This window comes from Burkholderia sp. L-4, from assembly GCF_056856535.1.
Map to the genome: position 1 here is coordinate 2,597,411 of NZ_JBXEOX010000001.1, position 12,824 is coordinate 2,610,234.

Annotated in this window: 10 protein-coding genes; all 10 read right to left on the reverse strand. The window is 70.4% G+C overall.

Translation table 11 applies throughout. From position 1 onward, the window contains the following. Positions 1-9: 9 nt before the first annotated feature. The 10 genes from AC1VVG_RS12075 to kdpF all read right to left on the reverse strand — a co-directional run bounded on the left by AC1VVG_RS12075 (position 10) and on the right by kdpF (position 12,720). Positions 10-2,514, reverse strand: a complete 2,505-nt coding sequence (locus tag AC1VVG_RS12075; RefSeq protein WP_034190836.1) for an ABC transporter permease — start codon at positions 2,512-2,514, stop codon at positions 10-12. A 107-nt stretch (positions 2,515-2,621) separates the two neighbouring features. Next, the gene (locus tag AC1VVG_RS12080) at positions 2,622-3,239 is read right to left on the reverse strand and encodes a DUF4126 domain-containing protein (RefSeq protein ID WP_034190778.1); all 618 of its coding nucleotides are present in this window, start codon (positions 3,237-3,239) and stop codon (positions 2,622-2,624) included. Between the two features lie 240 nt (positions 3,240-3,479). After that, a complete protein-coding gene (gene sugE, locus AC1VVG_RS12085; RefSeq protein ID WP_034190777.1) occupies positions 3,480-3,800 on the reverse strand; it encodes a quaternary ammonium compound efflux SMR transporter SugE in 321 nt (106 codons plus the stop codon). Positions 3,801-3,960: 160 nt separating this feature from the next. Beyond that, a complete protein-coding gene (locus tag AC1VVG_RS12090; RefSeq protein ID WP_049030181.1) occupies positions 3,961-4,242 on the reverse strand; it encodes a DUF333 domain-containing protein in 282 nt (93 codons plus the stop codon). Positions 4,243-4,400: 158 nt separating this feature from the next. Continuing rightward, positions 4,401-5,099, reverse strand: coding sequence for a two-component system response regulator KdpE (gene kdpE, locus AC1VVG_RS12095; protein ID WP_034190776.1), 699 nt, complete (start codon positions 5,097-5,099; stop codon positions 4,401-4,403). Then, positions 5,092-7,935: a DUF4118 domain-containing protein gene (locus AC1VVG_RS12100; RefSeq protein ID WP_059558123.1), complete on the reverse strand. Its 2,844-nt coding sequence runs from the start codon at positions 7,933-7,935 to the stop codon at positions 5,092-5,094. Before AC1VVG_RS12100 ends, kdpE begins: the two co-directional genes overlap by 8 nt. Positions 7,936-8,087: 152 nt before the next feature. After that, positions 8,088-8,669, reverse strand: a complete 582-nt coding sequence (gene kdpC, locus AC1VVG_RS12105) for a potassium-transporting ATPase subunit KdpC (protein ID WP_049036776.1) — start codon at positions 8,667-8,669, stop codon at positions 8,088-8,090. A gap of 25 nt (positions 8,670-8,694) precedes the next feature. Continuing rightward, positions 8,695-10,779: a potassium-transporting ATPase subunit KdpB gene (kdpB, locus tag AC1VVG_RS12110; protein WP_034190773.1), complete on the reverse strand. Its 2,085-nt coding sequence runs from the start codon at positions 10,777-10,779 to the stop codon at positions 8,695-8,697. Positions 10,780-10,825: 46 nt separating this feature from the next. Continuing rightward, a complete protein-coding gene (gene kdpA, locus AC1VVG_RS12115) occupies positions 10,826-12,631 on the reverse strand; it encodes a potassium-transporting ATPase subunit KdpA (RefSeq protein ID WP_482835671.1) in 1,806 nt (601 codons plus the stop codon). Beyond that, entirely contained in the window at positions 12,628-12,720 is a 93-nt protein-coding gene (gene kdpF, locus AC1VVG_RS12120; protein WP_006752209.1) for a K(+)-transporting ATPase subunit F, read from the reverse strand. The genes kdpA and kdpF overlap by 4 nt, the downstream gene beginning before the upstream one ends. Positions 12,721-12,824: the final 104 nt, after the last annotated feature.

The window sequence follows — 12,824 nt, forward strand, 5'->3', positions numbered from 1 at the left end:
CGGCAACGCTCATGCGTCGCGCAGCGACTGCAGCGCGGGGCGCCGCAACACATTATGCAGGCTCAGCCAGCCGGCCGCACCGGCGCAGGCGACACCGGCCGCGATGCCGGCCGGCACGAGCCACGGATCGACGGCGAGCTGGAAATCGAACACGCGCGACGCGAGCACCCAGCCGACCGCGATCGCGCCCGCCGAAGCCAGCACGCCGGCCAGCGCGCCGACCACGACGAATTCCGCGCGCTGTACCGCATTGACCTGCGCGCGCGACGCGCCGAGCGCGCGCAGCAGCGCGGCCTCGCGCACGCGCTCGTCGCGCGAGCCGGCAAGCGCCGTGTACAGCACGAGCACGCCGGCCGCGAGCGTGAACGCGAACAGGAACTGCACCGCGCCGACCACCTGCAGCATCATCCGCTGCAACTGCGCGAGGATCGGCGCGACGTCGATCGCGGTCAGGTTCGGATAGCGCGCGATCAGCGGATCGAGCAGCGCGGCGTTCGATGCGGGCAAATGGAAGCTCGTCAGGTAGACGGCCGGGAAATCCTTCAGCACCGGCGGCGGCATCAGCACGAAGAAGTTCACGCGGAACGAACCCCAGTCGAGCTTGCGCACGCTCGTGACCGGCGCGTCGACCGTCAGCCCCGTCACGTCGAAACGCAGCGTGTCGCCCGGCTTCACGTTCAGCGTCTTCGCGAGGCCGGCCTCGATCGAGATCTGCGGCGTCGCCGCGGTGCCGAACCAGTCGCCCTCGACGATCCGGTTGTCGGACGGCAGTTCGGTCGTATACGACAGGTTGAACTCGCGGTCGACGAGCCGGCGCGCCTCGTCGGACGGATACGCGTCCGGATTCACAGGCTTGCCGTTGATCGCGACGAGGCGGCCGCGCACCATCGGCGCGGGCACCGCGTCGCGCACGCCGTGCGCGGCCAGATAGGCTGCGACATCGTCGCGCTGGTCGGGCTGGATATCGATCAGGAACTGGTTCGGCGCATCGGGCGGCGTCGACTGCCGCCAGCCCGCGACGAGATCGTTGCGCGTGATCGCGATCAGCAGCAGGCACATCAGGCCGAGCGCGAGCGCGGTGATCTGCAGCGCGCTTGCCGTGCCGCGCCGGTGCAGCGACGCCAGCGCGTAGCGCCAGCCGACGCCGGCGGCCACGCGCGCGTTGCGTACCGCACGTGCCGCCGCAAACAGCACGAGCCGCGCGATCAGGGCGAAACCGACCAGCGCGCCGGCGAAGCCGCCCGCGACGATCAGGCCGAGCTTCAGGTTGCCGGCCGCCACGATCAGCAGCCCCGCGAACAGCACGACGCCGATCGCATACGCGGCCCACGCGGTGCGCGACGCGTCGCCCCACTCGCGGCGCAGCACGCGCACCGGCGGCACGCGCGTGAGCGGCACGAGCGGCGGCAGCGCGAAGCCGAGCAGCAGCACGAGCGCCGCGCCCATGCCGATCAGCGCCGGCCACAGCGTCGGCGGCGGCAGCGCGACGTCGATCAGGCCGCCGAGCGCGGCCAGCAACGCCCAGTGGCCGCCGTAGCCGAGCACCGCGCCCGCGGCGCCCGAGACGATGCCGACCCCGGCGAATTCGAGCGCGAACAGCGCGCCGAGCGTGCGGCGGCTCACGCCGAGGCAGCGCATCGTCGCGCAACCGTCGAGATGGCGCCGCATGTAGCGCTGGGCGGCCATCGCGATCGCGACCGCCGCGAGCAGCGCGGTCAGCAGCGCGACGAGCGTCAGGAAATGGCGCGCGCGGTCCAGCGTCTGCCGCACCTGCGGCTGCCCCTCCTGCAACGACTCGAGCCCGACGCCGCGCAGTTTCCCGCCATCGACGCGCGCGTGCGCATAGGCTTCGAAACGCGCGACGGCCGGTGCGTCGCCGGCGACCAGCAGCCGGTAGGTGACGCGGCTGCCGTAGCCCGTCAGCCCCGTCGCGGCGAGGTCGTCCGCGCGCATCATCAGCCGCGGCGAAAAATTGACGAACGAAAAACCGCGATCGAGTTCGCGGGAAATCGACGCGGCGACCGTGAACGTGCGCAGACCGACGCGCACGGTGTCGCCCGCCTTCAGGTGCAACGCGTCGAGCAACGCGGGATCGGCCCACACGGTGCCGGGCGCGGGAATCGCGGCCGCCTTCTGCGCGGCGGTCGCGCCGGCCGGCACGATGTCCACGGCGCCGCGCAGCGGATACCCGGGCGACACGGCCTTCACGGCCGCGAGGCGCGACGGCGCGGCATCGGCTGCCTGGCCGCCCGCGGCGGACGCGATCATACTCGGGAAGATGGCGGTCGTCGCGGTGCGCAGGCCGAGCGCCCGGGCCTGCCGGTCGAACGACGGATCGACGGGACGATCGGCGCGCACGACGAAATCGGCGCCGAGCATCTGGCGTGCATCGCGCTCGAGCCCCTGGCGCAGCCGGTCGGCCAGAAAACCGACGCTCGTCAGCGCCGCGACCGCCAGCACCAGCGCGAGGACGAGCAACGTCAACTCGCCCGCGCGCCAGTCGCGCGCGGTCATCCGGGCGGCCTGGCGGATCAGGTCGTGCAGGCCGAAGCGGCCTGCCTGCGCGGGCCCGTCATGGCCGGGCTGCCCGGCCGGCGGCTGCGCCGCGTGTCGCCGCTCGTTCAATCGCGCTTGCCCCCGATCGAGTTGAGCCGCGACACCATGTGGTTCGCCATCCCGCGGAAGCCGCCCGACACGCCGCGCCACAGACGCGGCAGCGCCCACGCCGACGCCGCGATGAACGCGGCGAGCAGCACGAGGAACGCGAGCGGAACGAAGAACGCGAGCACGAGGCCGCCGACGACGAGGCCGTCCTCGGTCGACGACGCGACCCAGTTCGAAATCGGCTCGGGGGACAGGTTGATCAGCGCGCGCGTGCCGGCCTTCGCGACATGCGCGGCGCCGGCCAGCGAGCCGCCGGCGAGCCCCGCGACCGCGAGCACGGTCGGATCGGCATGGCCGAGCGCGCCGGCGGCCAGGACGGCACCGGCGGGAATGCGGATGAAGGTATGCACGGCATCCCACAGCGAGTCGAATGCGGGGATCTTGTCGGCCAGGAATTCGGTGAGGGTGAGCACGGCCGCCGCGCCGATGACCCACGGCGACATCAGGACGGCCAGCGTATCGGGCAGATGGAGCCAGCCGACCCGCGCGAGCACGCCGGCGATCAGCACCGTCAGGTACAGGCGCAGCCCGCTCGCCCACGCGAGCCCCGCGCCGAGCGAAATGGCTTCGATCATCGCCCTCTCCTTGCACTTTCCGTGCGATTTGCCGATTGACCGGATCGGGTCGGACAGGCCGGCCGCGCGGCGCGTGGCGACCGGCACCGCGTGCCGCGAGAGGCACGACGGTATTCAGGCCCGAATGCGTTCCATTATAGACAGGCTATCCGGGTGACCGGCGCAATTCCGCAGCGCGACATGCCGGGCACACGCGCGGCCGGATGCCGGTGCCGCGGTATCGACGCCCTGACGCCGGCGTCAGGCGGCCGACGACAGCTTGAGGCCGACCAGCCCCGCGACGATCAGCGCGGCGCTCGCGACGCGCGCGGCGGTCAGCGCCTCGCCCATCATCACGATGCCGAACACGAACGCGCCGACCGCGCCGATGCCCGTCCACACCGCGTACGCGGTGCCGAGCGGCAACTGGCGCATCGCGACCGCGAGCAGCCCGAAGCTGGCCAGCGCCGTCACGATCGTGAACACCGACGGACCAAGCTTCGTGAAGCCGTCCGACGATTTCAGGCCGGCCGCCCAGGCCACTTCCAGCAAACCGGCAATCAACAACCATACCCACGCCATCTCGACGTACTCCGTATCGGATGGGGCCGTCCCCGTTGAAGCGAATGACCCGGGGTCGTCCCCGGGCGGCGCCGAGTATAACAAGTTGCTTACGGACCGCCGCGGCGGGGCAGCCCAACGGCCGATCCGGGGCGCGATCGGCCGGGCCCGGCCAGTTCGGTCAGTTCGACACGCGCTTGGGCGCGCCGCCGCCGACGCAGCGGTCGTCGCGGTACAGCGCCCACTCCTCGCACACGCGGCCATCCTTGAACATGCACATCCCGACCTGCCCGCGCGGCAGGCTGCGGACCACGTGGCGGCCGCCGAGCTTCTCGCAGTTGACCGACGCCGGGTTGGCCAGCGCCGCCTGGGCGGGCGGCGGCTGCCCGGGCGGCAGCGGCTGGGCGAACGCGCCGGGCGCAGCAAGCGCCAGCGCACAGATGACGACCAGACGGACGGACATTGCACGCTCCTCGTTTTCGTTCGCGGAACGGTCAGGATAACGGGGAATGAGCGGACGGTGTGCGAGGCCGGCGCGCGGCGCGAGATTGTCGCGCCGGCGCAACCCTGCCGGCGCGCGACGTCCGGCGCGGGGATGCCGCCAGCGCCCTCGCCGCGCCGTCACGCGGCGCCGACGAGCCGGTAGCCGACGCCCGTCTCGGTGACGATGTACTCGGGCTGCGCGGGGTCGAGTTCGAGCTTCTGCCGCAGGTGCGCCATGTAGATGCGCAGGTAGTGATGGCTTTCGACGTGCGACGGCCCCCACACGTCGCGCAGCAGCTGGCGGTGCGTGAGCACACGCCCCGCGTGCCGCACGAGCGTCGCGAGCAGCCGGTATTCGAGCGGCGTCAGGTGCACGATCTCGCCGTCGCGCCACACCTGGCGCAGCGCGAGATCGACGGTCACGGTGCCGAAGCTCACCTTCGGCGACTCGTTCGCGCCGCCCTGGTTGCGCCGGCGCAGTTGCGCGCGGATCCGCGCGCGCAGCTCGGACACGCCGAACGGCTTGGTCAGGTAGTCGTCGGCGCCCGCGTCGAGCGCGGCGACCTTCTCCTCTTCCTGCGTGCGCGCGGACAGCACAATCACCGGCACCTCGGACCAGCCGCGCAGTTCGCGGATCACGTCGAGGCCGTCGGTGTCGGGCAGGCCGAGGTCGACGATCACGAGGTCGGGCTTGCGCGTGGCCGCGTCGATCAACCCCTGCTTGCCGGTCTCGGCCTCGAACACCGCGATGTCCTCCTCCTCGAGCGCGGCGCGCACGAAACGGCGGATCTGCTTTTCGTCCTCGATCAGGACGACGGTCAGGCTGGGTTCACTCATGGTCTGGCAATGACTCGGATGGGGACGAGGCGCCCGGCAGGTCGGATTCGTCGTCGGGCACGGCGGGCGCGGCCGGCGGCGTCTCGACCGGCAACGTGAACCAGAAGCGCGCGCCCGTCACGTGGCCGTCGGGCGCGGTGCGGTTGAGCGCGCCGATTTTACCGCCGTGCGCCTCGACGATCGCCCGGCAGATCGCGAGACCGAGCCCGATGCCCGGCGTCGCCGACTCCTTCTCGCCGCGCGTGAACTTGTCGAAGATGCGCGTTTCCATCCCGGCCGGCAAGCCCGGGCCGTGATCGTCGACATGCACGCGCACGAACGGCAGCCCGTCGTCGGTCACGCGCTCCGCGCCGATCTCGATCGACGTATCGGGCGGCGTGTACTTCGCGGCGTTCTCGAACAGGTTGGTGAACAGGCGCTCCATCAGCACCGCGTCCATCTGCAGCAGCGGCAGGTCGGCCGGCAGCGCGACGCGCGCGGGATGACGCGCGAGCACGCGCTTGCACGCGGCGAGCGCGGCGCCGACGGTCTCCTCGAGCAGCGACCACTGGCGCTTGAGCTGCAGGCTGCCGGCCTGCAGCCGCGCCATGTCGAGCAGGTTCGTGACGATGCCCGTCATGCGCAGCGCCTCGTCGTGGATCGCGTCGACCAGCTCGCCCTCGCGCTGCGCGAACCGCTCGGCCGCCGCCGCGTCGCCGCCCTGCGCGGCCGCGCGCCCGTTCGCGAGCATCGACGAGAAGCCGACGATCGTCGTCAGCGGCGTGCGCAGGTCGTGCGAGATCGCAGACAGCAGCGAGTTGCGCAGCCGCTCGGACTCCATGTTGACGAGCGCGTCGCGCGCGATCTCGACGTAGTGCACGCGCTCGAGCGCGAGCGCGATCTGCGCGGCGAACGCGTCGAGCATCCGCTGCTGCTCGGGCACCTCGAGCTCGCGCGGCTCGCGCGACGCGACCGCCAGCACGCCGCGCGTGCGCATCGGCGCCTTCAGCGGCAGGTACAGCGCGGCCGTCGCGGGCAAGGTGTCGGTGCCGCGGCCGGCCGGCTTCTGCTGGTCGTACACCCACTGGCCGACGTCGCTGTCGAGGTCGGCGCCCGTCAGCGTGACGGCGGCGTCCGGCTCCTCGATCTTCTGCCGCACCTTGTCCGCGCTGTCGGGCAGCAGGAACGCGACGCGGGCGCGGAACACCTCGCCCACGTGGCGGCTGCCGATCTCGACGATCTGCTCGGTGGTGAGCGCCGCGCCGAGCTCGCGCGCCATCGCGTAGATCGCGCCGGTGCGGCGCTCGCGGCGCTGCGCGACACTCGCCTGGCGCGTCAGCGTCGACGTCAGGTGGCTGATCACGAGCGACGTCAGCAGCATCCCGAAGAAGGTCAGCAGGTATTGCGTGTCGCTGACCGAGAACGACATGCGCGGCGGCACGAAGAAGTAATCGAACGCGGCCACCGACAGGAACGACTGCAGCACGCCCGGGCCGCGCCCGAGCCGCACGGCCGAGAACACGACGCCGAGCAGGTACAGCATCACGAGGTTCGTCAGGTCGAGCCGCTCGGACACGAGGCTCGCGACGACCGTGATCGCCGCGCAGATCGCGGCCGCATAGATGTAGTGGCGCGGCGGCGAACGATGCGTGCCGAACTGCGCGAACGCATCGCGCCAGTCGCGCGCCCGCGCGTCGAGCGGCGCGGCGCGCGCCTCGTCGCTCGCGGACGCGCGGATCAGCATCAGGTCGACGTCGCCCGCGCGTTCGGCGAGCTGCTCGCCGAACGGCCGCGCGAGGCGGCGCAAGAGCCCGGCCTTCGGCGAGCCGCCCGCGACGATCTTCGACACGTTGCGCACCTTCGCATAGCCGATCAGCGCGGCCACCGCGTCGGCGCCCGCGAGCGTGGCCGTTTCCGCGCCGAGCTCGGCGGCGAGCTTCAGCGCATCGAGCGTGCGCTGCCGCCGCGCGTCGGGCAGCCGCTGCAGGCGCGGCGTCTCCACGTACACGGCAAGCCAGTCGGCCTTCAGGCTCGCGGCGAGCCGCGCGGCCGCGCGCACGAGCGTCGGCGCTTCGGCGCCCGGCCCGACGCACACGAGCAGCCGCTCGCGCGCCTGCCAGATGCGCTGGATCGAACGGTCGGCGCGGTATTCGCGCATCTGCGCGTCGACCCGATCGGCCGTGCGGCGCAGCGCGAGTTCACGCAGCGCGATCAGGTTGCCCTTGCGGAAGAAGTTGCGCACCGCGCGCTCGGCCTGCTGCGCGAGATAGACCTTGCCGTCGCGCATCCGCTCGAGCAGCTCCTCGGCCGGCAGATCGACGAGCGTGACCTCGTCGGCCGCGTCGAACACGCGGTCGGGCACGGTCTCCCACACGCGGATGCCGGTGATCGCGCCGACCACGTCGTTCAGGCTTTCGAGATGCTGGACGTTGACGGTCGTATAGACGTCGATGCCCGCGTCGAGCAGTTCGTAGACGTCCTGCCAGCGCTTCAGGTGCCGCGCGCCCTGCACGTTCGAATGCGCGAGTTCGTCGACGAGGATCAGTTGCGGCTGGCGGGCGAGCGCACCGTCGAGGTCGAATTCGGCGAGCGTGCGGCCGCGATAGTCGATGCGCGCGAGCGGCAATACGTCGAGGCCGTCGAGCAGCGCGGCGGTCTCGCCACGGCCGTGGGTCTCGACGATGCCGACGACGACGTCGACGCCTTCCTGCAGGCGCTGGCGCGCGGCCTGCAGCATCGCGTAGGTCTTGCCGACACCGGCCGACGCGCCGAAGAAGATCTTGAGCTGGCCGCGCCGCTGCTTTTCTTCGTCTCGCTGCAGCTTGTCGAGGAGTTGGTCTGGATCGGGACGGTTCATGCGTCAGGAAAGCGGAGCGCCCGGATGCGCGCGAGTACGAGCATTGTTGTGCCAAATCGCCGCAAAAGGCAAAGACGGCGCATGCGCCGTCGGGAATGAATGCGTCCGGCGCGGGTCATGCCGCGCCGGACGCCGGTCGTCGGGTACCCGAATCAGTGCGCGGCCTGCGCCGCGTCGAGCGCGAGGTTCAGCTTCAGCACGTTCACGCGCGGCTCGCCGAGCACGCCGAACTGGCGGCCCGTCGTGTTCGCGGCGACCAGCTGCGCGACCGCGTCCGGCGTCAGGTTGCGCGCCTTTGCAACGCGTTCGACCTGGTATGCGGCCGCAGCCGGCGTGATCTCCGGATCGAGACCGCTCGCCGACGCCGTCACGAGGTCGACCGGCACGGGCTTCGACATGTCGGTCCCGGCGTCGCGCAGCGCGGCGATGCGCCCCTTCACCTGGTCGGCGAGCGACGGATTCAGCGGGCCGAGGTTCGAGCCGCCGGAGCCGGTCGCGTTGTACGGCATCGGCGCGGTGGCCGACAGCCGGCCCCAGAAATACTTCGGCGCATCGAACGACTGGCCGATCAGCGCGGAGCCGACCGCCTGGCCGTTCTTCTCGATCAGGCTGCCGTTCGCCTGCGACGGGAACACGGCCTGGCCGAACACGGTCATCACGGCCGGGTAGGCCAGGCCCGTCACGGCGGTCAGGACCACAAAGAGCACGACGAGCGGGCGAATCAACGTTTTCATGATGTTTCCTTCAAGGACGGCCGGCTCAGGCCCAGCCGAGTGCGGCGAGCGTCATGTCGATCAGCTTGATGAACGGGAACGGCAGCAGCACGCCGCCGAGACCGTAGACCAGCAGGTTGCGGCGCAGCAGCGACGCGGCGCCGAGCGGCCGGTACGTGACGCCCTTCAGCGCGAGCGGGATCAGCGCGACGATGATCAGCGCGTTGAAGATCACCGCCGACAGGATCGCGGACGCCGGCGACGTCAGGTGCATGATGTCGAGCACGCGCAATTGCGGGTAGGTCGTCACGAACGCGGCCGGGATGATCGCGAAGTACTTCGCGATGTCGTTCGCGATCGAGAACGTCGTCAGCGAGCCGCGCGTCATCAGCATCTGCTTGCCGATCTCGACGATCTCGATCAGCTTCGTCGGGTTCGAGTCGAGGTCGACCATGTTGCCGGCTTCCTTCGCGGCCTGCGTGCCGGTGTTCATCGCGACGGCCACGTCGGCCTGCGCGAGCGCCGGCGCGTCGTTCGTGCCGTCGCCCGTCATCGCGACGAGCCGCCCGGCCGCCTGGTGCTCGCGGATCGTCGCGAGCTTGGTTTCCGGCGTCGCTTCCGCGAGGAAGTCGTCGACGCCCGCTTCCGCCGCGATCGCCGCGGCCGTCAGCCGGTTGTCGCCCGTCACCATCACGGTCTTGATGCCCATCTTGCGCAGCTCCGCGAAGCGCTCCTTGATGCCGCCCTTCACGATGTCCTTCAGCTCGATCACGCCGAGCACGCGCGCCGCCCCTTCGTGCAGGTCGGCCACGACGAGCGGCGTGCTGCCGCGGCGCGCGACGTCGTCCACCGCGCGGCGCACGTCTTCCGGGAAGCGGCTGCCATGCGTCTCGACGTAGCGGCGGATCGCGTCGGCCGCGCCCTTGCGGATCTCGCGGCCCGGCAGGTCGACGCCGCTCATCCGCGTCTGCGCGGAAAAGCCGAGGAACGTCGCGTGCAGTTGCGCCATGTCGCGCTGGCGGATGTTGAAGCGCTCCTTCGCGAGCACGACGATGCTGCGGCCTTCCGGCGTTTCGTCGGCGAGCGACGACAGTTGCGCGGCGTCGGCCAGCGCTTCCTCGGTCACGCCCGGTGCCGGCACGAACGTCGACGCCTGGCGGTTGCCGAGCGTGATCGTGCCGGTCTTGTCGAGCAGCAGCACGTCGACGTCGCCGGCCGCTTCCACCGCGCGGCCCGACGTCGCGATCACGTTCGCCTGCATCATCCGGCTCATCCCCGCCACGCCGATCGCGGACAGCAAGCCGCCGATCGTCGTCGGGATCAGGCACACGAGCAGCGCGACGAGCGCGGTGATCGTCACCACGTGGCCGGCCTTCATCGCATCGACCGAGAACATCGAGAACGGCAGCAGCGTCGCCGTGGCGAGCAGCATCACGATCGTCAGCGCGACCAGCAGGATCGTCAGCGCGATCTCGTTCGGCGTCTTCTTGCGCTTCGCGCCTTCGACCATCGCGATCATCCGGTCGAGGAACGCCTCGCCCGGGTTCGCGGTGACCTTGACGACGATCCAGTCGGACAGCACGCGCGTGCCGCCCGTCACCGACGAGAAGTCGCCGCCCGATTCGCGGATCACCGGCGCGGATTCGCCGGTGATCGCCGATTCGTCGACCGACGCGACGCCGTCGACGACCTCGCCGTCGGCCGGGATCACGTCGCCGGCCTCGACCAGCACGACGTCGCCCTTACGCAGATCCGACGCGGTCGTGACGCGGATCGGCGACTTCGGATGCGGCTCGTTGAGCTTCTTCGCCATCACGTCCTTCTTCGCGCTGCGCAGCGACGCGGCCTGCGCCTTCGAGCGCCCTTCGGCAAGCGCCTCGGCGAAGTTCGCGAACAGCACGGTGAACCACAGCCACAGCGCGATCGCGAGGATGAAGCCCGCGGGCGCCTCGGCCTGGCCGGCGAGCGCCGCGATCCACAGGATCGTGGTCAGGATGCTGCCGACGTACACGCAGAACATCACCGGGTTGCGGAACTGCGTGCGCGGCGTGAGTTTCTTGAACGAGTCCACGATCGCCGGGCGCAGCAGCGCCGGGTCGAACATGGACCGTGTTGCGGAATGTTGAGTCATTGCGATCTCTTCAATCTCTTCAGTCTTTTCAACGTGTCGCCGCGCGTCATGCGCCCAGCCACATCATCAGGTGCTCGACGCCCGGGCCGAGCGCGAGCGCCGGCACGTAGGTCAGCGCGCCCACCAGCAGCACGGTGCCCAGCAGCAGCACGACGAACAGCGGACCGTGCGTCGGCAGCGTGCCGCTCGTCACCGCGATGCGCTTCTTCGCGGCGAGCGAGCCGGCGATCGCCAGCACCGGCACGATCGTGCCGAAGCGGCCGAACCACATCGCGATCGCGGTCATCCAGTTGTAGAACGGCGTGCCGACCGTCAGGCCCGCGAACGCGCTGCCGTTGTTGTTCGCGGCCGAGCTGAACGCGTACAGGATTTCCGAGAAGCCGTGCGGGCCGGGATTCGCGATGCCGGCCTTGCCCGCATCGGCGAGCACGGCGATCGACGTGCCGACCAGCACGAGCAGCGGCGTGAGCAATACGACGATCGACACCATCTTCATCTCGTACGCCTCGATCTTCTTGCCGACGTACTCCGGCGTGCGGCCGATCATCAGGCCCGCGACGAACACCGCGAGCAGCGCGAACACGAGCATCCCGTAGAGGCCCGAACCGACCCCGCCGTAGACCACCTCGCCCAGCTGCATCAGCAGCATCGGCACGAGGCCGCCGAGCGGCGTCAGCGAATCGTGCATCGTGTCGACCGCGCCGCACGACGCGGCCGTCGTCGCGACCGTGAAGATGCCGGTCTGCGCGATGCCGAAGCGCGTTTCCTTGCCTTCCATGTTGCCGCCCGGCTGCAGCGCGCTTGCCGACTGATCGACGTGCAGCGCGGCGAGCGTCGGGTTGCCGCCCTGCTCGGCATTCACCTCGACACCGATCGCGATCACGAACGCGACCGTCATCGCCGCGAGCACCGCGATGCCCTGCCGGCGGTCGCCGATCATGCGGCCGAACACGAGACACAGCGCGGCAGGAATGATCAGGATCGCGAAGATCTGGATGAAGTTCGCGAACGGCGTCGGGTTCTCGTACGGATGGGCGGAGTTCGCGTTGAAGAATCCGCCGCCGTTGGTGCCGAGCATCTTGATCGCTTCCTGCGACGCGACCGGGCCCATCGCGAGCGTCTGCCTGGTCAGCGGCGTCGGCACCGTGACCGCATTCCCCTTGTCGTCCTTCACCGGATTGCCCTGCGCGTCGAGCTTCGGCGCCGCGTAGGTGCTCGTCTGCAGCACCGGCACGTCCTGGTAGGCCTTCATGTTCTGGATCACGCCCTGGCTCATCAGCAGCGCGGCGATCACGACCGACATCGGCACGAGCACGTACATCGTCACGCGCGTCAGGTCGACCCAGAAGTTGCCGATCGTCTGCGCGGTGTGACGTGCGAAGCCGCGGATCAGCGCGATCACGACGACGATGCCGGTCGCCGCCGACAGGAAGTTCTGCACGGTCAGGCCGAGCATCTGCGTCAGGTAGCTGACGGTCTGCTCGGGCGTGTAGTCCTGCCAGTTCGTGTTGGTGACGAAGCTGACGGCCGTGTTGAACGCGCCGTCGACCGTCATCGCGTCGAATTGCTGCGGGTTGCCGGGCAGGAAGCCCTGCAGGCGCAACAGGCCGTAGAGGAACAGCGCGCCGAGCGCGTTGAACGCGATCGTCGCGATCGCGTACTGTTTCCAGTTCATCTCGCGGCCGGCATCGACGCCGGCAATGCGGTACAGCGCGCGTTCGAGCGGCCCGAACACGCGCACGACGCGCGAGCTGCCGTCCATCACCGCGCTCAGGTAGCGCGCGACCGGCACGGCCGCCGCGAGCAGCACGACGATGAACAGCAGCGTCTGCAACAGGTTGTTCGCGTTCATTCGATGTCCTCCGCGCGCAGCAGCGCAAAGACGAGATACGCGAACAGCAGGGCCGTCGAGGCGCCCGCCAGCCAAAGCATCCAGGTCATGCCCGCCCCCCGCGACCGTATTGCACGAGCTTGTCGCAACCGGCAACCAAGCCGAGGATCAGCGTGGTGAAGAGCACCAGAGCGCCGATGAAAACCCCATCCAT